25 protein-coding genes and 6 pseudogenes are annotated in these 26,828 nt (G+C 59.1%); 19 read left to right on the forward strand and 12 right to left on the reverse strand.

The annotated features are described in order from the left end of the window. The first annotated feature begins 50 nt into the window (after positions 1-50). The 5 genes and pseudogenes from N7E02_RS02665 to N7E02_RS02685 all read left to right on the forward strand — a co-directional run bounded on the left by N7E02_RS02665 (position 51) and on the right by N7E02_RS02685 (position 3,704). Entirely contained in the window at positions 51-785 is a 735-nt protein-coding gene (locus tag N7E02_RS02665; protein WP_286578413.1) for an SDR family NAD(P)-dependent oxidoreductase, read from the forward strand. A gap of 102 nt (positions 786-887) precedes the next feature. Continuing rightward, positions 888-1,442, forward strand: a pseudogene (locus tag N7E02_RS02670) (mandelate racemase/muconate lactonizing enzyme family protein); the annotation flags it as partial. Further along, positions 1,402-1,956, forward strand: a complete 555-nt coding sequence (locus N7E02_RS02675; RefSeq protein ID WP_286578414.1) for an enolase C-terminal domain-like protein — start codon at positions 1,402-1,404, stop codon at positions 1,954-1,956. The pseudogene N7E02_RS02670 and the gene N7E02_RS02675, both read left to right, overlap by 41 nt. Beyond that, positions 1,956-2,726 carry a TSUP family transporter gene (locus tag N7E02_RS02680; protein WP_286578415.1) on the forward strand — a complete coding sequence of 257 codons (771 nt, stop codon included), beginning with the start codon at positions 1,956-1,958 and terminating at the stop codon, positions 2,724-2,726. Before N7E02_RS02675 ends, N7E02_RS02680 begins: the two co-directional genes overlap by 1 nt. 39 nt (positions 2,727-2,765) lie before the next feature. Beyond that, entirely contained in the window at positions 2,766-3,704 is a 939-nt protein-coding gene (locus N7E02_RS02685; protein ID WP_286577955.1) for a formylglycine-generating enzyme family protein, read from the forward strand. Positions 3,705-3,711: 7 nt separating this feature from the next. On the opposite strand, the gene N7E02_RS02690 is transcribed toward N7E02_RS02685, so the two are convergent. Beyond that, positions 3,712-4,383, reverse strand: coding sequence for an SDR family oxidoreductase (locus tag N7E02_RS02690; protein ID WP_286577956.1), 672 nt, complete (start codon positions 4,381-4,383; stop codon positions 3,712-3,714). A 162-nt stretch (positions 4,384-4,545) separates the two neighbouring features. Between N7E02_RS02690 and N7E02_RS02695 the strand changes: the two are divergent. Then, positions 4,546-6,041: pseudogene (locus N7E02_RS02695) on the forward strand (sulfatase family protein). 27 nt (positions 6,042-6,068) lie between these two features. On the opposite strand, the gene N7E02_RS02700 reads toward N7E02_RS02695, so the two are convergent. Then, on the reverse strand, positions 6,069-7,106 hold the full coding sequence (locus tag N7E02_RS02700; protein WP_286577957.1) for a LacI family DNA-binding transcriptional regulator: 1,038 nt from the start codon (positions 7,104-7,106) through the stop codon (positions 6,069-6,071). Between the two features lie 202 nt (positions 7,107-7,308). Between N7E02_RS02700 and N7E02_RS29365 the strand changes: the two are divergent. From N7E02_RS29365 to N7E02_RS02730, 5 genes and pseudogenes are all read left to right on the forward strand, one after another. Continuing rightward, a pseudogene (locus N7E02_RS29365) lies at positions 7,309-7,641 on the forward strand (sulfatase-like hydrolase/transferase); the annotation flags it as partial. 179 nt (positions 7,642-7,820) lie between these two features. After that, positions 7,821-8,714 (forward strand): sulfatase family protein, encoded by an 894-nt coding sequence (locus tag N7E02_RS29370; RefSeq protein ID WP_353622758.1) that lies wholly within the window; start codon positions 7,821-7,823, stop codon positions 8,712-8,714. Between the two features lie 98 nt (positions 8,715-8,812). Next, entirely contained in the window at positions 8,813-9,565 is a 753-nt protein-coding gene (locus tag N7E02_RS02720; protein ID WP_374730619.1) for an ABC transporter permease, read from the forward strand. Beyond that, on the forward strand, positions 9,562-10,335 hold the full coding sequence (locus N7E02_RS02725; protein WP_286577958.1) for an ABC transporter ATP-binding protein: 774 nt from the start codon (positions 9,562-9,564) through the stop codon (positions 10,333-10,335). The genes N7E02_RS02720 and N7E02_RS02725 overlap by 4 nt, the downstream gene beginning before the upstream one ends. Before the next feature lie 44 nt (positions 10,336-10,379). After that, complete coding sequence (locus N7E02_RS02730; protein WP_374730620.1) at positions 10,380-11,354, forward strand: aliphatic sulfonate ABC transporter substrate-binding protein; 975 nt, start codon at positions 10,380-10,382, stop codon at positions 11,352-11,354. A gap of 419 nt (positions 11,355-11,773) precedes the next feature. Here the strand turns inward: N7E02_RS02730 and N7E02_RS02735 are convergent, their stop codons facing one another. The 4 genes and pseudogenes from N7E02_RS02735 to N7E02_RS02755 all read right to left on the reverse strand — a co-directional run bounded on the left by N7E02_RS02735 (position 11,774) and on the right by N7E02_RS02755 (position 14,878). After that, positions 11,774-12,079 (reverse strand): BA14K family protein, encoded by a 306-nt coding sequence (locus N7E02_RS02735; protein WP_286577960.1) that lies wholly within the window; start codon positions 12,077-12,079, stop codon positions 11,774-11,776. A gap of 219 nt (positions 12,080-12,298) precedes the next feature. After that, a pseudogene (locus N7E02_RS02745) lies at positions 12,299-13,488 on the reverse strand (serine hydrolase). Between the two features lie 404 nt (positions 13,489-13,892). Further along, the gene (locus N7E02_RS02750) at positions 13,893-14,450 is read right to left on the reverse strand and encodes a substrate-binding domain-containing protein (protein WP_286577962.1); all 558 of its coding nucleotides are present in this window, start codon (positions 14,448-14,450) and stop codon (positions 13,893-13,895) included. Positions 14,451-14,455: 5 nt separating this feature from the next. Further along, entirely contained in the window at positions 14,456-14,878 is a 423-nt protein-coding gene (locus N7E02_RS02755) for a LacI family DNA-binding transcriptional regulator (RefSeq protein WP_286577963.1), read from the reverse strand. Between the two features lie 211 nt (positions 14,879-15,089). On the opposite strand from N7E02_RS02755, the gene N7E02_RS29375 reads away from it, so the two are divergent. The 8 genes and pseudogenes from N7E02_RS29375 to N7E02_RS02795 form a co-directional block, all read left to right on the forward strand. Next, positions 15,090-15,545 (forward strand): ABC transporter substrate-binding protein, encoded by a 456-nt coding sequence (locus tag N7E02_RS29375; RefSeq protein WP_353622779.1) that lies wholly within the window; start codon positions 15,090-15,092, stop codon positions 15,543-15,545. Further along, entirely contained in the window at positions 15,439-16,557 is a 1,119-nt protein-coding gene (locus tag N7E02_RS02765; protein WP_353622780.1) for an ABC transporter substrate-binding protein, read from the forward strand. Before N7E02_RS29375 ends, N7E02_RS02765 begins: the two co-directional genes overlap by 107 nt. A gap of 49 nt (positions 16,558-16,606) precedes the next feature. Further along, positions 16,607-17,016 (forward strand): annotated as a pseudogene (locus N7E02_RS02770) (ATP-binding cassette domain-containing protein); the annotation flags it as partial. A 315-nt stretch (positions 17,017-17,331) separates the two neighbouring features. After that, positions 17,332-18,303: an ABC transporter ATP-binding protein gene (locus N7E02_RS02775; protein WP_353622781.1), complete on the forward strand. Its 972-nt coding sequence runs from the start codon at positions 17,332-17,334 to the stop codon at positions 18,301-18,303. Then, positions 18,185-19,120 (forward strand): ABC transporter permease, encoded by a 936-nt coding sequence (locus N7E02_RS02780; RefSeq protein ID WP_286577968.1) that lies wholly within the window; start codon positions 18,185-18,187, stop codon positions 19,118-19,120. The genes N7E02_RS02775 and N7E02_RS02780 overlap by 119 nt, the downstream gene beginning before the upstream one ends. After that, positions 19,117-19,938, forward strand: a complete 822-nt coding sequence (locus N7E02_RS02785) for an ABC transporter permease (protein ID WP_286577969.1) — start codon at positions 19,117-19,119, stop codon at positions 19,936-19,938. The genes N7E02_RS02780 and N7E02_RS02785 overlap by 4 nt, the downstream gene beginning before the upstream one ends. A 121-nt stretch (positions 19,939-20,059) precedes the next feature. Continuing rightward, positions 20,060-20,791, forward strand: coding sequence for a metallophosphoesterase (locus N7E02_RS02790; protein ID WP_286577970.1), 732 nt, complete (start codon positions 20,060-20,062; stop codon positions 20,789-20,791). Between the two features lie 146 nt (positions 20,792-20,937). Beyond that, a pseudogene (locus tag N7E02_RS02795) lies at positions 20,938-21,099 on the forward strand (IS6 family transposase); the annotation flags it as partial. 104 nt (positions 21,100-21,203) lie between these two features. Here N7E02_RS02795 and N7E02_RS02800 read toward each other — a convergent pair. From N7E02_RS02800 to N7E02_RS02825, 6 genes are all read right to left on the reverse strand, one after another. Then, positions 21,204-22,022, reverse strand: a complete 819-nt coding sequence (locus N7E02_RS02800) for a sugar phosphate isomerase/epimerase family protein (RefSeq protein WP_286577971.1) — start codon at positions 22,020-22,022, stop codon at positions 21,204-21,206. A 57-nt stretch (positions 22,023-22,079) separates the two neighbouring features. Continuing rightward, the gene (locus tag N7E02_RS02805) at positions 22,080-22,838 is read right to left on the reverse strand and encodes an SDR family NAD(P)-dependent oxidoreductase (protein ID WP_286577972.1); all 759 of its coding nucleotides are present in this window, start codon (positions 22,836-22,838) and stop codon (positions 22,080-22,082) included. A gap of 63 nt (positions 22,839-22,901) precedes the next feature. Beyond that, positions 22,902-23,945: a transketolase family protein gene (locus N7E02_RS02810; protein ID WP_286577973.1), complete on the reverse strand. Its 1,044-nt coding sequence runs from the start codon at positions 23,943-23,945 to the stop codon at positions 22,902-22,904. Positions 23,946-23,956: 11 nt separating this feature from the next. Continuing rightward, positions 23,957-24,808, reverse strand: coding sequence for a transketolase (locus N7E02_RS02815; protein ID WP_286577974.1), 852 nt, complete (start codon positions 24,806-24,808; stop codon positions 23,957-23,959). A 166-nt stretch (positions 24,809-24,974) separates the two neighbouring features. Continuing rightward, positions 24,975-26,234 (reverse strand): TRAP transporter large permease, encoded by a 1,260-nt coding sequence (locus N7E02_RS02820; RefSeq protein ID WP_286578420.1) that lies wholly within the window; start codon positions 26,232-26,234, stop codon positions 24,975-24,977. Continuing rightward, on the reverse strand, positions 26,234-26,827 hold the full coding sequence (locus N7E02_RS02825) for a TRAP transporter small permease (protein ID WP_286577975.1): 594 nt from the start codon (positions 26,825-26,827) through the stop codon (positions 26,234-26,236). The genes N7E02_RS02820 and N7E02_RS02825 overlap by 1 nt, the downstream gene beginning before the upstream one ends. Position 26,828: the final 1 nt, after the last annotated feature.

Below are 26,828 nucleotides of genomic sequence, written 5' to 3' on the forward strand. Positions count from 1 at the left end.
CTGCGCCCGGTTGTATCTTGAGAGTGTGATTGTAATTCGAGGCCACGATGATGCAGGATCCGTTCACTTTTCCGCCCGGCTTTCATGCCGTGGTCGTCGGCGGGGCGGGTGACATCGGCTCGGCGATCGCGGAACTGTTTCGACTGCGGGGCGCAACCGTGACAGTGACCGGCCACGACCAGCCAGCCGTGGATCGCTGCCGCCTCAAAAGCATGGACGGCATAACGCCCGAGGTTCTCGACGTCACTTCGGACGAGGCGGTCAGCCGGTTCGCCGGCCGTTTCGATCGGGTCGATGCCGTGGTCAACTGCGCCGGTATCCTCGCCCGCGACGAGGAGTTCAAGATCGAGATGTTCCAGAAGGTATTGGACGTCAATCTCACCGGTACGTTCCGCATATGCATGGCGTTCAAGCCGCATCTGGCGGCGTCCCGCGGCTCGATCATCAATATCGCCTCGATGAATGCCTTCGCAGCACTTCCCAGAATCCCGGCCTACTGCGCCAGCAAGGGTGGAGTCGTGATGCTGACCAAGGCACTCGCACTCGCCTGGGCCGAGGAGGGCATCCGCGTGAATGCCGTCGCGCCCGGCTACATCGAAACAGCCATCAATGCCGAGGGACGCAAGGACCAGGCTCATCACGACCGCATTGCTTCGCGCACGGCGCTGAAGCGTTGGGGCAAGCCGGAGGATGTGGCGGGAACAGCGGTGTTTCTCTGTATGCCGGCTTCGGACTATGTCACGGGCACAGTATTCGCGGTCGATGGCGGCTTTCTTGCCGGATAATAGGGGACGGTGACGATGCAGGATGCCATAACAATTGTGTCCGCGGAGGCCCTGGTCTTTCGGGTACCGCTGGCGAAGCCGGTCTCGACCTCGTTCGGCACGATGCTTGATCGCCCGGCTGTCTTCGTCCGGCTCGAGGACGAGAAGGGTACCGTCGGCTGGGGCGAGATCTGGTGCAACTGGCCGGCCTGCGGTGCCGAACATCGCGCCCGCCTGCTCATAAGTGACATCGTGCCGCGTATCCTCGGTCGGCCCCTGTCCTCACCAGCGGATGTCTGGAAGGACCTGACCGCCAGCACTGAAATCCTTGGGCTGCAGACCGGTGAAGTGGGCCCCTATGCTCAGGTGATTGCCGGTTTCGACATGGCCTATTGGGATCTGACGGCGCGTCGCGCCGGTCTGCCGCTGGCGAAGGCGATGTCCTCGGACGCGACGGACACAGTGCGCGCCTACGCGAGCGGCATTCATATTCTCGACGCGGAGCGCATGGTGGCGGAGGCACGGGCCGCAGGATATCGTGACTTCAAGGTCAAGGTCGGCTTCGATTCCGACCGGGACCTCGGCCTCCTGCGCCGGCTGCATGCTGATCTCCGCCGGGGCGAGACCTTGCACGCGGATGCCAATCAGGGATTTTCCGCCGATCAGGCACGCGCTTTCCTCAAGGCAACCGACGATCTCGGCCTCGGCTGGATGGAGGAGCCGGTGCGGGTGGATTCTGTCCGATGCGCTCTGGGCCGAGCTTTCCCGATCGACCGCGACCCCGCTTGCCGGCGGCGAGAACCTGATCGGGGAAGCCGCGTTCCAGGCTGCGATCGATGCCGGCAGCCTATCGGTCATCCAGCCCGATGCGGCAAAATGGGGTGGGCCAAGCGGCTGCCTTGCCGTTGCTCGCGCTGCGCGTTCGGCAGGGCGTCGGTATTGCCCGCACTTCCTCGGCGCCGGCATCGGCCTGGTCGCCTCCGCGCATATCCTTGCCGCAGCCGGCGGTGACGGAATGCTGGAGATTGACGTCAACCCCAATCCGCTACGGGATGCGATCGTACCCCGTTGGCCCTTCGTTCAGGATGGAATGGTCGCGCCCCCGCAAGGTGTGGGTCTCGGGGTCGAACCCGATCTCAAACAACTGGCGCCATTCGAGACGGTACGCCTCGTTGCGGATAGACGCCTGTGATGCCGTCTGATGGCATCATCCTGTTCGTCCTGCTGTCCTTCGTCGCGGCATATGTACAGACGCTGACGGGCTTTGCCTTCGGGCTGCTGCTGATGGGGGCGGTGGCTCTCATCGGTCTCGTACCCTTGCCGGAAGCGGCGATCATCGTCAGCATCCTGACGCTCGCCAATGCGCTGATGGTACTGGCAAAAGGATGGCGAGACGTTGCGGCAGCGCCGTTCGCGCTTTCGCTCGCCGGTGCCATTCCGCTTATCCTGATTGGCTATGTGCTCCTGAACCTGCTGGCTTCGTCGTCACTCGCCGCTTTGCGGCTGGTTCTGGGCCTCGTCATCATCATATCCAGCCTGCAACTGATCTTCCGGCCTAGCCCGCGCGAGGTCCTCTCATCCAGGCCGAGTTTCGTATTCTTCGGTGCGCTCGGTGGGGTCATGGGAGGGCTGTTTTCGACAGCCGGCCCGCCGCTGGTCTATCATTTCTACCGGCAACCCCTGCCGTACAGCACGATCCGCGAAACACTGGTGGCCGTGTTTGCTATCAACGCAATTTTTCGTCTGATCCTTGTCGTGGCATCCGGAGAATGGCCCGCAAACGCGCTGACATGGGCGCTGGCCGGCCTGCCGGGCGTGCTTGTCGCTACCTTTGCGGCACGACGCTGGCCTCCACGAGTGTCGCCCATTGCCCTGCGGCGTCTGGCATTCCTGCTGTTACTGCTGTCGGGATTGTCTCTGATTCTGCCAGTCCTTGCAGCATCGGGTGCCGGCGATGCATGATGCCGGTCAACAGGCAGGAATCGTATCGGGAACGCAGGCATGAGCGAATGTTGTTCTGGGGTGGCGAGAGGCGGACAAGGCCGGACAGCGACGGAAGGCGCAGATTTTAAGCTTAGCGGTCGGCCGGCCGAGACGATCACGGTAAAAGGCGGCGAGACCTTCGTGGGCACCAACGATCCAGTCATCCCAAGTGATGGCGAAGGGCCGGAGCGAAAGGTATCGCTTCAGGACTACTACCTGGAGGTCGAGGCAGTCAGTGTGCGTCGCTTTGCCGAATTCGTCGAAACCACAGGGTATGTGACGGAATCAGAGCGCTTCGGCATGTCTGCCGTATTTTCTCCACTCCTCAGGGACCAGACAATGGTCACCGGCGGCGTCGCCAACACGCCCTGGTGGACGCGGATCGACGGCGCGACCTGGAATAGACCGGAAGGGCCCGGTAGTTCCATTGTTGACCGGCTCGATCATCCCGTGACCCAGGTGTCTTGGAACGACGCTATGGCCTTCGCGGCCTGGGTCGGCGGCCGTCTGCCGACAGAGGCGGAGTGGGAGCACGCCGCACGCGGCGGCAACCGCCACCGCCGCTATCCTTGGGGTGACGCGGAGCCGACCGACGAGATAATATTCTGCAATATCTGGCAAGGGCAGTTTCCGCGCCACAATACGCTGGAAGATGGCTACTTCGGCACGGCGCCGGCCCGCAGCTTCGAACCGTCCGAAGCCGGCTTCTACAATCTCGCCGGCAATGTCTGGGAATGGAGCGCGGATGCCTTCAAGGTGCGGTCGCTTTCGAAGGCGGCGAAGGTCCGCAACGAACAGGCAAGGAAATCCGCCGACAAGGTGCTGAAGGGAGGCTCGTTTCTCTGCCATAAGAGCTATTGCTACCGCTACCGCATCGCTGCCCGCATGGGGCTGTCTGCAGAAAGTGCGTCTAGCAATACCGGTTTCCGCATCGCCTATGACGTCCTGCCGTCGTGAGGATCCGCTACCAGGGGAGGATCTGGCCATTGTAATTGTAGAAGGTGCCGGTCTGGTGCGGGCCCGAGTGGTCGATGACTTCGCGCATGCTCGCGACGCTCTCGGGCAGGGTCAATCCGCGACCCGGTTCTACCGTGACATTGCCGGGGTGGACGCCGAGGACGCAGATCTGGCGCGGGCCGAGATCGATGGCAAGGCTCTTCATCACCATGTTGAGCCCAGCCTTGCTGGAGCGATACGCGTAGGAACTGCCCGTATTGTTGAGGCCGATCGAACCCATGCGGCTGGTGATGAACGCGATCACCTTCTGCTCGCTTCGCGCGACGTGTCCGGCGAACGCCGTCGAAACGACGAAAGGCGCGATCAGGTTGACCTCCAGCATGCTGCGCCAGAGCGTCAGATCCGTCTCTCCGAGCACAGGGTGCGGGCCAGGAATACCGGCGTTGTTGATCAGGACATCGATCGCGACGCCATCCAACTGTGCCGCCAGTTGAAGAACCGCCGTTTCGTCGGTCACGTCGAGCCTTACCAGTTCGACGTTGGGGCCGGGGCCATGTTTTTCGGTGAAGGCGTCCGGATCGAGGCAGGTCGCGATCACCCTGTATCCCGAAGCGGCATATTGAAGCGCGAATTCCTCGCCGAGGCCGCGATCGCAGCCAGTTATCAGGACGGTCGCCATACGCTTTCCATTTACTTTCGGACCTCGGTAGCACTCGCGATTGCATCGCCGGCTCACTCCTCGTGCCCCGAATTCTCTGCAGCAGGCATAGCATGATCATAAGACTTTGAAATGGCCTGGCTGCGTGACGGCAGCGAGACAGGATAGGACAGGGAGGAACAGGTGTCATTATCCAGCAAGAAGCCGAACATCATCTTCGTCATCACCGACCAACAGCGGTTCGATACGATCGCAGCGGGCGGCTTTCCCTACATGAAGACGCCCAATCTCGATCGCATGGTGCGGGAAGGCACCTATTTCCGCCAGACCTATGTAACGTCACCCTCTTGCGCGCCCTCACGGGCAAGCCTTTTCACCGGCGTCTATCCGCATACCAATGGCGTCTTTCGCAATGACGAACCCTGGGCCTTCAGCTGGGTGCAATTGCTGGCCGAAGCTGGCTACCGCTGCGTCAACGTCGGCAAGATGCATACGTCTCCGTTTGAGGATTCTTTCGGTTTCCATGAGCGCCATGTGGTCGAAAACAAGGATCGTGCAACGCCACGCCTGCCGTTCTATCTCGATCAATGGGACAAGGCTATCTGGACACGTGGTTATGAGAAGCCGAGCCGGGTAACCTATCGCCGACGTGAGGATTATCGTTCGTCACTCGGAGCATTCGTCTGGAACCTTCCGGAGGATCTGCACTCCGACAATTTTGTTTCCGCGCTCGCGCAGATGTGGCTGGATACTTACGCCGGAGACGAGCCTTTTTCCTGCAGATCGGTATTCCCGGCCCTCATCCGCCCTATGACCCCACTAAGGAATATCTCGACATCTATGCTGATGCCGCTCTGCCCGAGCCGATCCACGATCGGGAGGATATTGACGCACAGCCGAATGCTCTAAAGAAGCTGCGCGCTCAACATCTGGCGGTCGATCACGATGCCGTCGTGCATCTGCCTGATCCGACGCCGCAGCAAATGCGTCGCCAGCGACAGCACTATTTCGCCAACGTCTCGATGATCGACACGCAAATCGGCAAATTGATCGAAGCGGTCGAACGGCGCGGCGTGCTGGACGATACGATCATCATCTTTACCTCCGACCATGGCGATAGTCTCAACGATCATGGTCACAGCCAGAAATGGTCGATGTACGAGCACAGCGTACGGGTGCCGGCAATCGTCTGGTCACCGGGACGGATCGCGCAAGGCAGGGTGGTCGAGGATCTTGTCTCGCTGTTTGATTTTGCCCCCACGGTTCTGGAAATGGCCGGCTTGGCGGTGCCGGACTGGATGGAGGCGCAATCGTTGATGCCCTACCTGAGTGGGGAAGATTGCGTGCCGCGCGATTACGTGTTCTCCGAGCATGCTGGCGACCGAATATTCAGCGGTACAACATTCATGACGATGATCCGCAGCCCGCGCTACAAACTCGTGCATTTCGTCGATAGCGATGAGGGGCAGTTGTTCGATATGGATGCTGACCCGGCGGAAATGAACAACCTCTGGGATGATCCGGTCCATGAGGAAACCAAGAGGAAGCTGATCGATGCCATCCTCAAATGGCGGATTGAAAGCGCACTGAAGACACAAGGCTGGACGCTTGCGAGCGTAAGGCTCGGCGCAAATTCCGGCCGTACGCCCAAGAGCGATGCTCGGCAAAGCGGCGAGTGATGTGAATGTTCGTGGGCCGGGTCGCTTTTAAGTCCGGTTGCGCGCCGTGCTCTGGCGCGTCACCAGCTGCCAATCGACATCCGTTCTGGTCGGTTCGCCACCATTGATGCGGGAGACGATCGCTTGCGCGGTCAGTCGACCGATGCTTTCACGATCTGGCCGCACGGTCGACAGCGATGGTGTGATGCACGCGGCCGCCTCGTTGTCACCGAAGGCGATCACGCCGATGTCTTCGGGAACACTTTTGCCCAGCCGGGCGAGCGCGCGCAGGACACCAAAACTGACGACATCGCTGTTGCAGGCTATGGCGTCGACCTTGGGGTGCAGCCGTAGCAGTTCTTCCGCCAATGCATCGCCGAGATCCGGGCTTCCGCCCTGTTGTGCCGTCATGCGCGCGACAGTGGGCAGGCCGGCGGCTTCAGCTTCCAGTTCCAGTCCGCGAAGACGTTTCTGAGCACGCTTATCGTTTTCCCGCAGGCTGCCAACAAAGGCCAGGTGCCGATATCCCATGTCGATCAGGTGCCGCGCCTGAGCCCTTCCGACGGCTTCGTGATCGAAGCCGACAACGGTATCGATGACGACACCGCCGGTATCCCACATTTCGATGATCGGAATGCCGGATGCCTGCAGAAGCTCTATCACCTTCGGCGGGTGATCGATCCCTATAACGGCCAAAGCGGCTGGTCGCCAGCTGAGCAGCGAGCGGACCAGCTTTACTTCCTGATCCGGGTTGTAACGGGTGTTGGCTAGCATGACCTGAAGGCCGCTTTCCAAAAGTTCGGATTGCAGTGTGTCGATAATACTGGCGAATTCCGAGTAGTAGAGGGACGTGACGACTACGCCGACGATATCGGTTCTTGTGCCGGAGAGACCACCGGCAAGGCGGTTCGGCACATAATTGAGGTCCTCCATCGCGACATTAATGCGCTTGCGCAAGTCTGCCCGAACGGTGTTTGGCGCCCTGAGCGCGCGGGACACTGTATTGACCGAAACACCAACTCTTTGTGCGATCGAGGCTAACGTGGGCACCGGCCGTACCTCACCTTCCTGCGCTACCCGCTTCATGACCTCGATTTCCCCAATTCGCAGATGTTAAAAAAGATCAAGAGTGATCGTTGCGTTAACGATAACTTTGTGCCATCGTTTTTAACATAAGGCAAGTGGAAGGCGGAGGAGAGCGGCCTTTCAGATGCGCGAGGCGTCACCGGAACACGGTTGCGTGGAGGAGAAGTATTTGATGGCTGACAGGCCGAACATCATTCTGATCATGACGGATCAGCAACGCTACGATTCCATCGCCGCGCTTGGTTTTCCTTATGCCAATACGCCCAACCTCGACGCTTTGGTGGAGAAGGGTGTGGCTCTGACCAACTGCCATATAACGGCGCCGAGCTGCGTGCCATCTCGGGCGAGCCTGTTTACCGGCTACTATCCGCACACGACCGGCGTTCTGGCAAATGGTCAGAAATGGCAGCATACTTGGGTGGAGCAGTTACGCGACGCCGGTTATCGCTGCGTCAATGTCGGCAAGATGCATACCATTCCTTACAATTCGGATTCCGGTTTTCACGAGCGTTATGTCGTGGAAAATAAGGACCGTTACATGGAGGGGCGCTGGTATTTTGACGAGTGGGACAAGGCGCTGGCCGCCAATGGTCTCGTCAAGCAGCAGCGCGAGACCTATCGCAAGCGCCAGGACTACCGCAACAGTCTTGGCTGTTTCGATTGGGAGCTGCCGGAGAAAATGCACTCCGACGCTTTTGTCGGTGACATGGCCAAATGGTGGGTGGAGACATATCCCCCACGAAACCGCTGTTTCTCCAGGTCGGCTTTCCCGGCCCGCACCCGCCGTTTGACCCACCAAAACGCTACTCTGACGCCTATCTCAAGCGCAACGATCTGCCGTTGCCCAAGCCAAGCAGGGAAGAACTCGAAAATTTGCATCAGGAACTGAAGGATAAGCGCCAGCATGACGTCGATGTCGACCACGATTCCGTCGTCTGGAGCCTTGATCCGACCGAGGACCAAATGCAGCGTCTATGGGCGCATTATCTCGGCAATGTCACCCTGATCGACGAGAAAGTCGGAGAATTGCTGCAATCACTGAAGGAGCGGGGGTATCTTGAAGATGCCATCGTCATCTTCACCTCCGATCATGGGGAATGCCTTGGCGAGCATGGCCTGATCCAGAAATGGTCGATGTATGATATCGTCACGCGCGTGCCGACCATTATCTGGTCGACTGCCGGTCGCTTTGAAGGAGGGCGTGCCATAGAGGGGCTCTGCCAGCTCTTCGATCTCGGCCCTACCATTCTCGATTACGCCGGTATTACACCGCCTGAAAGTTTCGAGGCGAAAAGCCTGAAGTACGCACTCGAAGGCATGGAGTGGACACCGCGCACGCATGTTTTCTGCGAACAGATCGGCGATGTCGCCATGGCCGGCGGCGTCGAGTTCATGACCGGCGTGCGCTCCGACAGATGGAAGCTGGTGCATTTCAAGGGATCGGAGGACGGGCAGCTCTTCGATCTCGAAAGTGATCCAAAGGAAGTGTGCAACCTGTGGAGCGATCCAGCTTACGCGGACCGCAAACGCGAGCTGCTTGACGTGATGCGTGACTGGCTGATCAGTTCGAATTTCAAGACACGGGATGTGATGGCTGCGGCACGTTGATTTGAACGGAGATGCGAGGCTGGCGAACACCTGGGAGGAGTGATCTTGGCATTGGCAGACACAGAAAAAGTTCGCAAGGGGCAAACCGCCCCTCCTTGCTGTCGCAGCCCCTCGGCATGCTGACAATCAACATCCTTGCCGTCATTGTCGGCGTCGCGGCCTGGGCTTTGGTCACATCATCCGGCGTTGTTGGCCTGCCGACGCCGCTTGCCGTTGCCAGTCAGGCCATGATCCAGGCTGAAAACGGTCTTTTGTGGTCGGATGCGCTGGCAAGCCTAGCGCGTGTCTTTACCGGCTTTGCGCTCGGAATTGCCGTTGCAATTCCGGTTGGCTTCCTGATGGGTTGGTACAAGACCGCTCGGGCGATTATCGAGCCCTATGTTCAGTTCTTCCGAACCATACCGCCGCTTGCCATCATTCCGCTTGCCATCGTCACCCTCGGCATTGAGGAAACACCGAAGATTTTCGTAATTTTCCTTGCGTCCTTTCTATCCAGCGTCGTCGCCACCTACCAGGGTGTTATCGGTGTCGACAAGACACTGATCAATGCGGCCCGGGTGCTTGGCGCCAATGATTTCACCATCTTTCGTCGGGTCATCGTGCCGGCCTCCCTACCTTACATTATGGTTGGAGTGCGAATAGGCCTTGGCTCTTCCTGGGCGACTGTGGTCGCCGCCGAGCTGATCGCAGCGCAATCCGGTCTCGGTTTCCGCATGCAGCAGGCGCAACTTTATTACGACCTGCCAACCATCTTCGTTAGCCTCATCTCGATCGGCATTCTGGGCCTCATTATGGACCGTATTGTCATGGCCATCGATAGCGTGCTGACCGCGTGGCAGGAGAAGCTATGACCCCGAAAATATCCTTCCGCAATGTCCGAAAGACCTTCGAAATCTCTGGTCAGATATCCTTTACGGCGCTTGAGAGCCTGACCCTGGACATTCAGGATGGTGAATTTATCACCGTCGTCGGCCCGTCTGGTTGTGGTAAGTCGACTGCCATGAATATCGCGGCCGGGTTGACCCCGCCTACCGCCGGTCAGGTGCTGGTGGACAATCAACCAGTGAAGGGACCGGGACCGGAACGTGGCGTCATCTTCCAGCAATACGCGCTATTTCCGTGGCTGAGCGTACGGGAAAATGTCGAGTTCGGACTGAAGATCGCCGGCCATCCGAAGCAGGAGCGAAGAAAGATTGCAGACCATTTCATTGACCTGGTCGGCCTGACCGACTTTGCCAATTCACTGCCGAAAATGCTCTCTGGTGGCATGAAACAGCGTTGCGCGATTGCGCGTGCTTATGCCGTAAATCCTAAAATCCTGCTCATGGATGAACCCTTCGGAGCGCTCGACGCCTTAACGCGCGTACAGCTTCAGGATCAATTGCTCACCATGTGGAGCAAGGAACGCCGTACGGTGATGTTCATCACCCATGATGTCGACGAGGCGGTCTATCTCGCCAGTCGGGTGGTCGTCATGGCCGCGCGGCCTGGCCGGCTCCACAAGGTCATAAACGTCGATCTGCCTTATCCGCGAACCGAGGATATTCGGTTGTCGCCGGAATTTTCCGCATTGCGCAACGAGGTCTGGCGGTCCGTTTACCACCCGGCGGCTGCTGCCTGATTGCATCGATAATCCATCAGCCCGTCAAAGGAGGAATGACCATGCTGACGAGACGCACATTGATGAGCACGGCGGCGACTGCTGCCGCCGTAAGCGTGTTTTCGATAGGTGGACGCGCCAGCGCCCAGTCTGCCGACATGACTATCGGCTACATCGCCGATTTTCCGAATGCCAGCGTGCTGGCCATAGCCAAGGAACGGAACCTCTGGGAAGCTGAAGGTATCGAACCATCGGTCAAGGTTTTTACCAATGGCCCGATCCAGATCCAGGCAATGGGGGCGGGCAGCCTGAATTTCGGCACGATTGGCCCAGGTGCGCTTTGGCTTCCTGCCAGTGGTCGGGCGAAGGTCATCGGCGTCAACGATATAGGCTTTTCCGACCGCGTCATTGTCCAGTCCGGTATCGGATCGATGGCGGACCTGAAAGGCAAGAAAGTCGGTGTGCCACAGGGGACTTCCGGTGACATGATCCTGCGCATGGCGCTGACCAAGGCTGGTATGACAATCGGAGACATCGAGATGGTGCCGATGGACCCGGCCACGGTCGTCGCCGCATTCACGTCGAAGCAGATCGATGGCGCGGGCATATGGTATCCGCTGATCGATACGATCAAGCCGCGTGTGCCGGACATGAAGGAACTTGCCTCCAATCAGGATTTTTATCCGCAGACGTCGTTCATCAATACATTCGTAGCGCGCAACGAGATTGTCGATGAGAACCCGGATCTGGTGAAAAAATTCCTGCGTGTAATGAAGAAAGCTATGGATTACCGCGCAGCCAATCTGGACGATTCCATCGAGATTACAACGGCGTTCCTGAATGCCCCGAAGGAGGCGACGGAAAAGGTCGCGCGCAGCCGCAAGATGCTGACGGCTAAAGAACTCGATGCGTTCACAAAGGACGGCACCGTCAACAAGTGGCTCACTGACTTCAACAAGATGTTTCAGGAGTTCGGAACGGTGAAGGAGCCGCTGGCGCCGGAGAAATTCTACACCGCTGAGCTTTTCACCAGCGCTTGAGTAAGATCGAGTACACGGCGAAAAGGCCTCCATTGGGTGGTGATGGTGGAGCAAAAGGCAGCTTTAACATCATCATTCTCGATGGATTGGCAGCCCCAACAATGCCGTTATGTTTCACTGGAACTGCGTCTCCAGAAGGACTGGCCAGATGCTCCTCCTTCGTTAATCGGAACGCCTGTCGCAGATAGGCGCGGATCGATTGAAAGTCTTCAAGCTCATACCCGGACCATGGTGTTTCCGTCGCCAACCCGGACAGCCGCCTCTCTCCTGATGATACATTGATCCATTGGCGACTTCCCGCATGCCGAACTGCTGAACCAAGCTAATCCGATGCATCACATGTTTCCGAAGAATGACACGATCCGACTATATGCTCTGACAGTCGATCCGTTACTCGATCGCGACATCCGCCAATATCGTCAATCGAAAGGCGATATACACGCAGTGCGATGTCCGTATTGATCCGAAATCGTGTCGTTGACAGGGTGATAGGATGGGTACTGTGCCGCGCACCATTGGATATGCTCTATCTCGCGTGGCGAAAGCAAAAGATCGTAGGAACCCGTGCCGGATTTAATCTCGCCTTCAAAGGCAGCCAGATTTTTGGATGCAGTCGGTACGTTCGACGGTGCAATTAGGCGGAAGGCCTGGGCCGAAGTGAATGAGTGAGCCAGAAGAAAACTTGCAAAAGCGACTGTAAAGCCGAGTTTCAGCAGGCAGAGCATTTATCGTTTCCAGTATGTTCACACACACGAACGATACACTCGACGAAGTCGTTCCCGACATCACCCTACGTCTTTACACAAATCCGCGAGGGCGCTCGATTGGCATCGGCATATTTATGTCTTCCTGGTCTCTGGAAGGAGCGATTGGCAGTCGCCATTCAGCTACGACGGAAGCCGAAAGGGTGAGAGCCCCATGCGCGGCAGCGCCTGCCAATCGGATTACTTTGAGGCCCAGCACTTAAAGTCCTGCTTCTTCATCGCGGCACAGGCAGCCCAAGCCTCGTCGCCATCTGAGAAGCCGACAAAACGGGCACGGTAGAGACGTGCATCTGCTGAGCCGTGAGGCATCACCAATCCTGTCATCGTTCCCAACACCGGCGACAATACTTGCTTTGCTCGGGCGAGAAACTGAGCTGCCGCTTGTTTGTCGGGAAAGGCGCCAATCTGTACGGACCAACCCTGATTTGTCGGCAGGCTTGCGGTCGTGACCGCGTCGATAACCTTCTCCGTTGCCGGGTTCGCCTCTGGCATTCTATGCCGGACAAGGGGAGCGGCACGGTAGTGGGGTGTCTTGCCCCTGCTTTCGCAACGAGCAAGGAACGTCCGGGCCGTTTGAAATTCTCCGATGCTTTCGGCAGGTAACTTGCGATCAGGCTGCGCATATGCGCATCGCGGCTACGCGACGTTCGGCCGCCCATGACGACTGCAACAATCGACCGGCCATCGCGCTGGACCGATGTCACAAGATTGAACCCGGAAGCGTTGATATATCCAGTCTTGATGCCGTCGACGCCCTCAATCCGGCCGACCAAGCGGTTGTGACTTCTCAACGTCGTCTTGCCATAGCGGTAGGATCTCGTTTTGAAAATCGCGTAGCGGTGAGGGAAATCCTCCCTGAGGGCGATGCCGAGCGTGGCCATATCCCGCGCAGTAGTCACCTGGCGGGAATCGGGCAGCCCATGTGCGTTGCGGAATGTCGTGCGGCTCATTCCGAGGGACCGGGCCTTCCGCGTGGCCAAAGTCGCAAATTTAGCTTCAGATCCCGCCAGGAATTCGCCGAGCGCGGTGGCCGCGTCGTTGGCTGATTTGGTGACCAGAGCATGCATCGCATCCTTCACGGTGATGTAAGAGCCGGGGCGAAGCCATAGCTTGGACGGGGGCTCTGAAGCCGCGCGCCGTGATACCCTGATCTTCGTATTGAGGCCAAACCGCTTTTCGTCTAGTCCTTCAAACGTCAGATAGAGAGTCATCATCTTGGTCAGTGACGCCGGATATCGCCGTGCATTGGCATTGTCTGCGTAGAGAACCCGACCCGTCGCCGCATCGACCACGACGCCCGCGTATTTGGAGTTCGCCGACGCGCTGGCCAATGGCAGTAAAACCGCGGCAACGCAGATGGCTAGAGGCATGATGAACCTACGATGCAGGTTCGTAACGCATTCAGTCAAAGTCAAGCCTAACACCTTTATCCTGTCTCTAGTGATCGCAGCAGGCCGCATCGATCGAAAGGCTAAGGACCTCGGGGTATAGGGTTCGTTAAATTTTTAGGATTTAGCGCTCAGCCGTAATGACGCTTTTGTGAGTTAGGTGCCGCAGAAAGGCCGTCTGACGGTCTCTTGAGTAGGAGGGTGTTTCTTTGATGTCACGACAGATCTCGGGGCAAGTCACTTCGATCGCCTGAACGAGGTCCGAAGCATTTTCATAATCCCGATCTGTTCCGGCCAGGAAAATTTGGGAGAAGATCTCACCTAATCAGTTTTTTCCGAACTCACCACGTGCTGGTCGTGCTTTCGAGATCAATCAAGAGCATAGATTATGTTGTGTGGCCTCTTCTGTAGGTGCATGCGATTTGGATATGCTTCGTTGGCGGCTCTTCTCCGTCTTCCATTTTACGAATGAGATTTACGATCGCCGTGGCGTAAGCCTCATGGTCCAATTGGATCGTGCTGAGCCGGTAGGCGGACCAAAATGCCATCTCAAGACCGTCATGGCCAATGACGGCAACGTCCTCAGGAACACGGCGCCCCGATTGCCGAACTGCATCGATTGCGGCAAAAGCCATTTCGTCACTGGCTGATACGATGGCGTCGATCGAAGGACGCTGCTGTAGAGCTACCTCAATCTCCCGCAGTGCCGGGTTGTAACGGTAGTCACCATAAGCTTCTCCGATGAAACTTATGCCGTGGCGAGCAAATGCTGCGCTGAATAGGCTCTTACGCCTGGCATTCATGCTGCTGGAGAGTGAACCGTTGAGCCACAGGATGTTTTGGCGGCAGGATGATACCAGATCGGCTGCAGCGGCGTCTATCGCCGCCGCCGGATCAATCGACAGCGTGATGTGGTCACCATCGAGGTGCGGCTGATTTCGCACCAGGATCAGCCGCGATGTGCCAAAAATCGTTTTACTTCGTCATTCGGCATCGCGTCCGCATAAACGATCGCATAGCTGGCGCGATAGGCCGCGGCGCGACCGACGAACTCGCTGGCATTGGCGCTGTCCTGGCAATTGACCAGAAGAGTGGTCAGTCCGATCGCCTGTAGCTCACGCGTCAAATGGCGGATCTGGTCATATTCGTAGTGCGACAGTGACGCCGCAACGATCGCGACAAGATCGGAGCGCGAACGCTTCAAGGCTGCGGCCATCGAATTGGGCACATAGCCATGCTCGCGCGCCAGTCGCTGGATTTTTTCTCGCGTTTCAGGCCGGATCGAGGCGGCCGGGTCGAAGGCCCGTGAGACGGTGATATGCGATACGCCTGCCAGTTTGGCCAGTTCCATCGCCGTGATGTTTCGCGTCATGATCTCCCCTCGATTCTGATCTATGTTTACCTGAACATTCCTCGTCATGAAAGTTTTAAGGATGCCTGATAGATCGCAGCTACGGCGATGTTCACGTTAACAATTGCTGTCGAGATTCTGCATAGACTTGTAGTTGAGAGAAAAACCCATGTTGAAGAATACTTTGCTCACGGGCGTTGCCGCCGTGATGCTTCTTATGGCCGGCGGTGCCATGGCGAACGATCTGAAGGTCGCGGTTCAGGCCGTGCCGGCCAGTATCGATCCCGCCAGCGAAAACTCGAATGTCAGCCTGCGGGTCATCTACTCTGTTTATGACACGCTGGTGAAAGCCGATTTCCGCGATGGCGGCAAACTGAAGCCGGCGCTGGCGACCTCTTGGAATGTCATCGATGCCAAGACAGTCGAATTCAAGCTTCGCCCCGACGTGAGGTTCCACAATGGCGAGACCTTGAGTGCCGACGATATCGCAGCGACCTTCTCGCCAGCCCGTATCGGCCTCGACCCGAACATCCCGGTCGAGATCAAAAGCGTTTCTTGGCGGCATCGATCGCGTCGAAATCATCGATCCGCTCACCGTTCGTATTCATATGAAGAAGGACGACGCGATCGCCCTGCAGCGTTTCGCCAATTTCCCTTCGCAGATCATTTCCGCTGCCGCCCTCAATAGTTCCGCGAGCTATCAGGACTTTGCCGACAAGGCGATCGGGACCGGCCCCTACAAGCTCAAGTCCTTCAAGGCTGGCGACAAGGTGGTTTTGGAAAAGTTCGATGGCTACTGGGGTGAGCCGAAGGCGGCCGCCGACGAGGTGACATTCAGCGTCGTTCCGGAATTGTCGACGCGTATCGCGGGTCTTGTCTCGGGTCAGTTCGACCTGATTACGGAAGTCGGCCCGGATGACATCAAGCAGATCGATTCCGGCAAGAACACAAAGGTTGTCGGCGGCCCGATCCTCAACATTCTCGGCCTGTTCTACGACAGCACCAACGACGTCCTGGCCGATCCGCGTATCCGTCAGGCCCTCAATCTGTCCATCGACCGCGTAACGTTGGTCAACAGCTTCTATGGTGGCCGCACAGAGGTTCCCAACGGTTGGCAGATGCCGAGCTTCGGCGACATGTATCTAGCAGACCGCCCGCTGCCGGAGTACAACCTCCAGAAGGCCAAGGCACTGCTAAAAGAGGCAGGTTATAACGGCGCGGAAATCGTCTACCGTACGCGCAACTATTACACCAAGCAGATCGAGACCGCGCAGATCCTGCAGTCGATGTGGAAGGCCGCCGGCCTCAATGTCAAGCTGGAGATCAAGGAAAACGGCTCGCAGGTGTTTGCCGATGACGATCGCCGCATGATCGTCGATGGCTCCTTCTCGGCCTACTACCCGGATCCGCTTGGCCAGTTCTGGCGCCGGTTCGGTCAGGACACGACCTATGCGACCGGCAAATACTGGAAGGTCGACCCCGAGATGGTCACCATGGGTGACGAGCTTGCGACGTCGATCGATACCGCCCGCCGCCGCGAAATCTTCGGCAAGATGCTCGACAAGTTCGACAAGGAGCCGAACGGTTCAGTTCTCTACGATCTCGCAGCTTTCATGGGCGAGCGCAGCGACCGGATTTCCTTGGATGTGCTTCCGAACGAATATCTGGATCTCACCACCGATGGCCTGAGCTTCAAGTAAAATGCGGGTTCACTCCGATATGGTCCATCCCCTGCTAAGCGTGCAGGGGATGGATATCTCCTTCACCAGGCGCGTCTGCGCCGATATCAGTTTTGAGATCGGGCGCGGCGAATGGCTTGGTCTCGTCGGCGAAAGTGGTTCGGGAAAGAGCCTCACCTGCCGTGGCCTGATCGGCCTCCTACCGGACGGCGCGCACGTCAAGGGCCAGATGACCTATGACGGCGAGACGTTCGATCTGAATAATCCTGCCGATCCGGCACGGTTGCGCGGATCGGAAATCGCCATGATCTTTCAGGATCCCATGAGCGCGCTCGACCCGTTGATGACGGTTGAGGGGCATCTGCGGTTGCGTGGGAGACTGGATGGCGCGGAGCTTCTGCAGCAGGTCGGTCTCGATAACGGCGCAAGCCTCCTCAAGAGTTTTCCGCATCAGCTGTCCGGGGGCAATGCCAGCGCGTGGCGCTTGCCTGCGCGCTTGCCCGCCATCCGAAAATCCTGATTGCCGACGAGCCGACCACGGCGCTCGATGTCACTGTTCAAGCGGCCATTTTGCGCGAATTGCGGCAACTGAGCACCGAGCACGGCATGAGCGTGCTGTTCGTCACGCATGATCTCGGTGTCGTTGCCGAATATTGCGATCGTGTGATGGTCATGAATTCGGGCCGCATCATCGAGCGTGGCACCGCACGGAACGTCCTGACCGCGCCGCAGGCCGAATATACACAGAATTTGCTGCGCGCCATTCCGACGCCTGCAACGCGCGGTCAGCGCCTGATGATTGCGCCGGCCGGCCTGACAGAGAATGTGACATCGTATCGTCCGGATCGTGCGGAAACGGTTCTGTCACTCGACGATATTCGGGTGGCCTACCAACGGCCGAACGGCCAGACTGTCAACGCCGTGGATGGCGTGTCGCTGTCACTACGGGCAGGTGAAATCCTCGGGCTTGTCGGCGAAAGCGGATCAGGCAAGAGCACTGTTGCCAAGACGGCGGTCGGCCTCGTCCAGGCCAATGGCGGATCAGTGACCATTGAGGGCCATCCCGTCGACTGGCGCCGGCCGCGACGTGAATGGCGTCGCTCCGTGCAGTATATTTTCCAGGATCCGCTCGGTGCGCTTGATCCGTTAAGTCGCGTCATCAATCAGGTGCGCGCACCGCTCGACGTTCACGGCATCGGCCGCCGTCGGGAACGGGCGGAGATGGCCGGAAGAAGGTTGACGGACGCTCGTCTGAACGTCGCCCTGCACCAGAAAAAGCCTCGCAGCCTGTCCGGTGGAGAGCGTCAGCGTGCCACGATCGCGCGTGCGCTCGCGCTAACTCCGAAGGTGCTGATCTGCGACGAAAGCGTTTCGGCCCTCGATGTCTCGATACGCGCCCATATCCTCGATCTCTTGATGGATCTGCGCAGCGAGACCGGCGTGGCCATCCTGTTCATCAGCCACGACCTATCCGTTATCCATCATCTCTGTGACCGGGTCGCAGTGATGCGTAGCGGCAGGATCGTGGAGGAGGGAATACGGCCGAGGTCTTCGATGCACCGAAGCATGACTACACGCGCGCATTGCTGGCCGCTATCCCGGCAATGCCGGAGCGAGGCGCCGCGTCCGTTCACGTGGAGGAGCTGGCATGAACTGGATGCTTGTCCGCTCTGGCCGGGCGCTTCTGACGCTGCTTCTGCTGGTCGGCTTCAGCTTTTTCGTTCTGTCCGTCAGCGGCGACCCCGCCCTGTCGCATCTCAGCGCTGATGTCGATGCCTCAGCGATCGATGCCTTTCGCCGAAAATGGGGTCTGGATCTGCCGCTCTGGCAACAGTTCCTCATCTATCTTCAGGGGCTCTTGCACGGCGATTTCGGCATGAGCTATGCCACCGGGAAACCGGCGCTGGAACTGGTTGCGGCCGGTATTCCCGTCACCCTGTCCCTGATGGTGCCGACCATGTTCGCGGCGATCGGTTTCGGCCTGCCGCTGGGTGCCTTTGCCGCCATGCATCGCGGCCGGATCGCCGATCGCCTGACAATCGTGTTTTCAGTGCTGGCGCTTGCCGTGCCCAACTTTCTGCTCGGCTTGATGTTCATGTACATTTTCTCCGTTCAGCTTGGCTGGCTTGAACCGAGCGGTATTGTCGACTGGACATCCTATCTGATGCCCGTCGCCACGATGGCCTTGCCGATGGGCGCAATCTTCGCGCGTTTCACCCGATCGGCCATGCTGGAGGTTCTCTCCCACCCGATGCTGGATACGGCACGGGCAGGCGGGCTGGGTGCTGGCCGTATTAGACGCGCGCATATCTTGCCCAATATTGCCATGCCGCTCATAACCATCACGGCGCTTGAATTCGGCAACTTGTTCACAACAGCCGTCATCGCGGAAAGCGTCTTCGGCTGGTCCGGCACCGGTCGGTTGCTGGTCGACAGCGTTGCCACTCGCGATTTCGCCGTGGTGCAGACGGTCCTTCTTCTCACGGGAACAACGATGATCATCGCCAATCTTCTGGCGGACGTCGCCTATGGCGTGATCGATCCGCGTGTGCGTGATCAGCGCCGCCGCAAGGTTAGATCATGAAACATATGCCTATCGCTATTCGCGCCAGCTTCGTAGCCGTTGTGCTGCTAGCCTTCTGCGCGGTGTTTGCCGGTGTGCTGGCGCCTTATCCGACGGACCAACTCGATCTCCTCAACCGTTTTGCCCCACCCGTTTTCATGGGCGGGTCGGCCGACCATCTGTTCGGCACCGACAGCCTCGGTCGTGACCTTCTGTCGATGGTCCTGCGCGGCATTCAGGTATCGCTGACGGTGGCCGCAATCGGCACGATCGGTGGAGCCATTCTCGGCACGACACTGGGACTGTTGTCCGCCTGGTTCGAGGGCTGGGTTGAGGCCGTTGTCGGGATGATGATCGACTTTCAGGCGACCATTCCCAACCTCATTCTGGCGCTTGCACTTCTGACCATTCTTCCGCAGGCAAACCTGCTGGTGTTCATGATGGTAATGACGATTTACGGCTGGGAGCGGTATGCCCGCCTTGCCCGCGCGCTTTGCCTGCAGGCCAAGGGGCAGGCCTATGTGCAGGCACAGCAGGTGATTGGCGCTTCTGCACCGAGGATCGTCTTGCTGACCATCCTGCCGAATTTCATGGCCGTGCTCTTAGTCAACATGTCGATCAACTTTCCCTCGACAATTCTGCTCGAAACCACCCTGAGCTTTCTCGGCATCGGCATTCAGCCGCCGGACACGTCGCTTGGAGTGCTGATCGGGCAGGGGCGAGAACAGCTCTACAACGCGCCGTGGACCGTCTTGATGCCGGGCGCCGTCATCCTTGTCGCAACAATCGCAATCTCGCTGATCGGCGATTGGGCCCGCGATCGCATTGAAATGGAGTGAACATGTATTCCGACCGTCTTCTCAAGCTCGTCGTCATGAGCGACCTGCACCTTTGCCAAAAGGGGAACTGAAAAACAGCCTCGATACTTTTGAAAGGCTGGAGCGCGCCTTTGATGATGTCATGGCCTATCACGCTGATGCCGACCTTGTCGTTTTCGCCGGCGATATCGCCGACAAGGCGGATGTCGAAGCCTACAAGGCGTTCGACGAGATGCGGAGGAAGCTGCCGCTGCCGCAGCGTGTCATGCTCGGCAATCACGACAATCGCGACGTCTACCTGCAGCATGCCGTTGATCCAATGGTCGACGAGCACGGTTTTGTTGAAGGTGTTGCCGACATCAAGGGTCATCGGATCATCATGCTTGATACGTCCGAACCCGGAATGCAGAGCCTTCTATGTGAAAAACGCCTCAACTGGCTGGCGGGTCGCCTTGGTGAGGCGCGCACGGCCGGGTTGAAGGTCATCCTGCTTTTGCATCATAACCCGGTCGCGCTGCAGATGCCGGTCGACACCTATCGTCTCGGTGAGCCGCAGAAGCTGCTGGATGTGATGAAGCGCAGCGGTGCCGATATAATCCAGGTTCTCGGCGGACACTGCCACATCCAGACAGCGGGAAGCTGGGGTGGTTATCCCTGCGCTACGATCGTTGGCAATGCGCATCGCGCCGGACAGTTCCTGCGGCCACGGCTTGGCCAGCAACCGTGTTATGAAGGGCCGGCACAATATGCAGCCATCTTGTCAGACGGACTGAATTGCGCGCTGCATTTCCATAATTACGTCGAGTTCGATCCGGAAATACCAGCCTCCTATTTCCCCCGCAAACTTAATCAGCCGTATGAGCAGGTAGATTAATTGCAATCTAGTGCGAGCGTGCCCATCGCACGCTTCAACACCATGAATGATTGCCCTGCGAGATTTCACCCTCTCAAAGGGCAACAACTTTAGTCAGGTGTTGTCACGTAACATGCTGTCAAAGAGCGCAGCGTAAAGATGATGGAATGAAGAACTCAGCCATCGGCTACAAGCGTAACCGGTTCTCACCGCAAATAGTTGCCTATGCGGTATAGTTGTACTTTCGTTTTTCGTTGAGCCTGCTCCTGGTCGACGAATTGCTGCTGGAGCGAGGCATCGTCGTTTCGTATGGAACGAGCCACCGATGGGTCGTAAATTCGCTCCCGCCTGCGCGAAGCGATGCGTCGCCGGAAAGTATCGCACCTAGCATGGGTGGCGCGGTGGAAAGGTGAACAGTGGGCTTGGAAAATAATCAATGGTTTCCAGGAACGAGCCGCTTGGCGGCTGCTACCGTTCGGGCAAGCCACTCGTGCTCCATCTGCCGCGTCCTCTCCATGTCCGATGTCTGCGGCAGCCAATGTTCAAGTATGCAGCTCATGTCGTCGGGGCAATGGTCGAGCGTCTCGAGGATTTCCGAGATTTCCGCGCGGCCCTCGCCGAGTGGCGTGCCGTGAATGCGGAAGCCTACGCCGTAAGGGTCAGGTGTGATCTGGTAGTCCTTCAGATGCAGGTTGATCGCATAGGGCGCCAGCATCTTCACCGTGGTCATCGGCCATTCGCCGGCGCAGATCGAGTTGGCGACATCGAGGCAGACGCCGAGCGCATCATCCGATACCACGTCGAGCAGTTCGACCATGCGCGACGAGGGGTAGTTGAAATGGTTCTCGATGGCAAAGCGCAGGCCGGCGCGTTTGCCGTCCGGCAGCAGCTCGCGGATCTGCGCCGCCAGTTCCGGCACTGGGATCAGCGCATCTTCGGCATCGAGCGCAACCCGCAGGATTTTCGAGCCGATGCGCTCGCCGATTGGAATATAGCGCGCCAGTTCGTCGGCATCGAAGGACTGGGTGCCGAGCTCCAGCGCCATGCCGTAGCTGTCAGCGTGGGCCTTGAGCTCCCGATGCTCATCCGCCGTCAACCGGTCGAGAGGTAGGTTATCGGCATATTGCACCAGCTTCAGGCCGTGCGAATGCGCGATATCGAGCACCTCCAGTGCCGTCATCGGTTTTTCAGGTTGCAGGTCCTTAATACCGATCGACCAACGGAAGGCGTAGCTGCCCAGTCCGATTTTCATAATGTCATTCTCCTGTCGGGACGGATGCGGCACCGTTCTGAGCGCCACCTTGACGCATCAGTGGATCAGCGAGCCGCCGTTCACATCGACCTCGGAGCCCGTGACATAGGCCGAGAGATCCGACGCGAGGAACAGCGCGCAGCCTGCGACGTCGTCTGCAGTGCCCGGGCGTCCCATCGGAATGCCGGCCTTGATCTCCTCGAGCTTCTCCGGCGTCAGCATTCCTGCGGTGATGTCGGTGGCGATGAAGCCCGGGCAGATGGCGTTGACGCGAACATTGTCCGGCGCAAGTTCGCGCGCCATCGCCTTGGTCAGGCCGAGCACGCCGGCCTTGGCTGCGGAATAATGCGGACCGCCGAAGATGCCGCCGCCGCGCTGCGCTGAAACCGAGGACATGTTAACGATCTTGCCGGTCTTGCGGCCGCGCATATGCGGGATGACCGCCTGGCTGCAGTAGAGCGTGCCGCGCAGGTTGACGTCGAGAACGGCGTCGTAATTCTTCGGCGCTATGTCCATGATCTTCAGCGGCTGGGTGATGCCGGCATTGTTGACCAGAATGTCGATCTGGCCCCACTTGGCGATCAGCGCTTCAATGGCGGCCTTGGCGCCTTCGAAGTCGGTGACGTTGCAGGCCATGCCGACATGCTGGGGCCCGAGATCTGCTGCGGCCTCCTTGGCGGCGGCCTCATCAAGGTCGAGAATGGCGACCGTTGCGCCGTGTTCGGCGAAGAGTTTTGCCGTCGCCTTGCCGAGGCCGCGCTTGGATGCGGCTCCGGTCACGACTGCGAATTTTCCTTGAAGCAGAGCGGTGGTCATAGGGGTCTCCTTTGTCTTCATGCTCGTCGTTTTCGCGACGATGTTCTGAGATTGGTGCGAGGGTTAGAGCCAGCCGCGGATCTGCGTTATCATCGCGGTCGTCGAGATGCCGTAGCGTTCGTGCAGTGTCGGCAGCGCGCCGGCATCGAGAAACTGGTCCGGCAAGCCGATCATCCGGAATGTCGGGGTCACGCCATTGAGGAGCAGCTTCGATGCGACAGCCTCGCCAAGACCGCCGACGCGGGTATGGTTTTCCGCCGTGACGACAAGTCGCCCGCCACGGCGGGCCTCGGCGAGAATGGTCGCGGTGTCCAGCGGTTTGATCGTCGGGCAATGGAGGACGCCGACTGAGATGCCGTCCTTTTCCATTTCCACCGCCACGTCGAGTGCCCGCATGGTCATGAAGCCGGAGGAAATTACCAGGGCATCCTTGCCGTCACGCAGCAGCTTGGCCTTGCCGAGTTCGAACTTGTAGTCCGGGCAATGCTTGCGGATGACGGAGGGCACCTTGCCGCGCAGCAGGCGCATGTAGACGGGTCCATCATGGGCGATGATCGCCGGAACGGCTTCTGCAACGTCGATCGCATCGCAGGGATCGACGATCGTCAGGTTCGGCAGGCCGCGAAAGATTGCGAGGTCCTCGGTTGCCTGGTGGCTTGGGCCATAGCCGGTGGTCAGGCCGGGCAGGGCGCAGACGATCTTGACCGGCAGGTTCTCCTCTGCAATCGCCATGGCGATGAAGTCGTAAGCGCGGCGTGAGGCGAAGACGGCGTAGGTCGTGGCAAAGGGAACGAAGCCTTCCCGCGCCATGCCGGCAGCCGCAGAAATCATCACCTGCTCGGCCATGCCCATCTGATAGAAGCGCTCCGGGAAGGCTTCGGCGAAAACATGCAGGTCGGTATATTTGGCGAGATCGGCAGTGAGGCCGACGATGCGCTTGTCACCGCGCGCCTGCTCGACCAGAGCGTGGCCAAAGGGCGCTACAACCGTCTCATAGCCTTCCGCCGCCAGCGAGGCGATCATGGCAGAGGTCTTGCCGCCTTGGCCGGGCTTGGGCTTGCGTGGTTCCCACTTTCGATGCGGATCGTAGCTTGTGTTTGCGGTCATCGTCTTTTCCTTCAGGCAGGGCGGGTGGCGTCGAGCACATCGAGCGCCTTCTGCCATTCGTCGGGCTCGACGCGAACGAAATGCGCCATCTCGCGGGCTTCCAGAAAGGGAACGCCCTTGCACATCAGCGTGTCGCAGATGATGACGCGGGGACGGTCGTCGGCGAGATTGCGGGCTGCATCGAAAGCCGCGACCAGCGCGCCCATGTCGTTGCCATCCACCCGTTGGGTGTGCCAGCCGAAGGCAGACCACTTGTCGTGCACCGGCTCTGCGGTCAGCATCTGAGTCGATTTTCCGTCGGCCTGCTGGTCGTTGAAATCGACGATGCAGATGAGGTTGGAAAGCCTGTGGTGAGCGGCCGACATTGCTGCTTCCCAGGTCGAGCCTTCGCCAAGTTCGCCGTCCGACATCAGGTTGTAGACGAAGGCCGGGTTTTTCTTGGCCCTGAGGCCGAGCGCCATGCCGACCGCGATGCCAAGCCCCTGACCGAGGGAGCCGCCGGTGATTTCCATGCCGGGCGTATAAGCGGCCATGCCGGACATTGGCAGGCGGCTATCGTCGGCACCGTAGGTTTCGAGTTCCTGCTCGGGCAGGATCCCGGCCTCGATCAGTGCCGAATAGAGCGCGATCGCGTAATGACCGATGGAGAGAAGGAAGCGGTCGCGGCCTTCCCATAGCGGATCTTCCGGGCGGTAGTTCAATGCGTGGAAGTAGGAAACGGCGAGAACATCGGCGACGCCGAGTGCCTGGCCGACATAACCCTGTCCCTGAACCTCACCCATGCGCACGGCCTTGCGGCGGATTTCCCAGGCGCGTCGCGGCAGGCTCATGTTCGAAAGAGTGGTGGCGGCGGTCCCGCTCATGGCTTCTTCTCCTTGGCTATCCATTGTAGTCGGCCATTTTCAGGCGCGAGAAGGATCATCCGGCGATCCATCGATCGTCGACGAGATGGATGAATGACGGTGGTCGGATGCCGTTCAGATCCGGCATCGAGGCGACGCGGCGGTCGTGGCCGCCGCGTCGAACAAATCAGTAGATCGTCAGGGCCGGGACATAGCTCACCAGTGCAAGAACGATCAGCGACACTGCCAGGAAAGGCCAGAGTTCACGTGTAGTGGCGCCAAGCGAGGCCTTCGCTACGGATGCCGATATGAATAGTGTCGTCCCGATCGGTGGCGTGTAGAGGCCGATGCCGAGATTTAGCACCATGATCAGGCCGAGCTGGACCGGATCGAGGCCGATGGAGGCTGCGAGCGGCACGAAGATCGGACCGAGAAGCAGGATCGCCGGCGGCAGGTCGAGCGGCATGCCGACGACGAGCAGCAGGATGTTCATCGACAGGATGATCAGGATCGGGTTCTGGATGGTCGCGCCAATCCACTCGGCGAAGCGTTCCGGCACCTGGTCGAAGGTGAGGATCCAGCCGCAGACGGCGCTGCCGATGATCACCAGCATGACGACACCGGTCGCAATGCCCGCCTCGATCATATTGTCCTGGAACCGCCTCCACGTAATGTCCCGGTAGAAGAAGATGCTCATGGCGAGCGCATAGACGACCGCAAGAACGGCGATTTCAGTCGGTGTCGCGATGCCGAAGCGCAATCCGAGCAGGATGAGGACCGGCAGCAGCAAGGCAGGGCTGGAGAGGAATGCCAGACGGGCGAGCTCGCGCATGCCTGCCGAGCGCTCAGGCGCAGTAAAACCGCGACGGCGGGCGATCCAGTTGCAGGTGAGCAGAAGCCCGCCCGCAAGCAGGACGCCTGGGAGGAGGCCTGCCGTGAACAGGTCCGCGATCGACGTGCCGCTGACGAGTGAATACAGGATCAGCGGGATCGAGGGCGGAATGAGGATGTCGATGACCGCCGAGGTTGAGTTGTTGGCGGCGCAGAGGGCTGGCGAATAGCCCTGTCTCTTCTGCCAGGGGATCAATACGGAGCCGAGCGCGCTGGCATTGGCAACAGCCGAGCCCGATACGCCACCAAAGACGACCGAAGCCACGACGGTTGTCGCGAGTGGCCCGCCACGCCAGCGTTCCATGACCTTCGATGCGAAGGCAAGGAGTTCGTTACCCAGTTTGCCGCCGAGCATCAGCGTGCCGGCCAGCATGAAGAAGGGCATGGCAAGCATCGGAAAGGACTGGGTCTGCTGATAAAGCTGCTGGGCAACGATGCTCAGCGGCAGACCGCCGAAGAAGTAGATGGCGGCAGCAGACGAGATGATCAGCGCATGACCGACCGGTACTGCGAGCATCATCAGCACGCAGAAGATAATGACCATGGAAAGGCTCATCATTGGCCTGTCTCCTCAGGAGTGGGCACGGGCATGGCTTCCGGCCCGATGATGAAGAGGCGGATGAGCAGCGCGACCGTCGCGATAATGACGGCTGCGGAGCCTCCTGCGAGTGCGTAATAGCTGTAGCTTGCCGGCATATTCAGCACCGGGCTGAGATCGATCCAGGATATGTTGGCGACGTTTACCGTCACGTAGACCATAACGGCATGACCGATGATCACGAGCGTCTGGGCTATGATGCGGAAAACCTGTTCGGCGCGTCGGCCGAGCATTTCCGGCAGCATCTCAACGGCCATGTGGCCACCGTGCTGAACGCCGATCGCCACGCCCGCCATGATGAAGAACGGGAAAATTCGTTCGGGCAGTTCCTGGGCGAAGGAGAAGCCGCCGCCCAGCGCATATCGGGCGACGACATTACCGAATAGCAGGACCAGAAGGACACAGCCGGAGACCAGCACGATGGCACGCGCCACGATCGAGACGATGCGATCGAGGCCATCGGCAAAGCGCAGCATGGGTGTCGGCGGACGGCGGGTGGCCCTGGCGATTTCACCCAGGTGCTCTCGCGGCGTATCATCGGGTCCGAACATG

This window comes from Terrirhizobium terrae (genome assembly GCF_030323265.1).
Lineage (GTDB): Bacteria > Pseudomonadota > Alphaproteobacteria > Rhizobiales > Rhizobiaceae > Neorhizobium.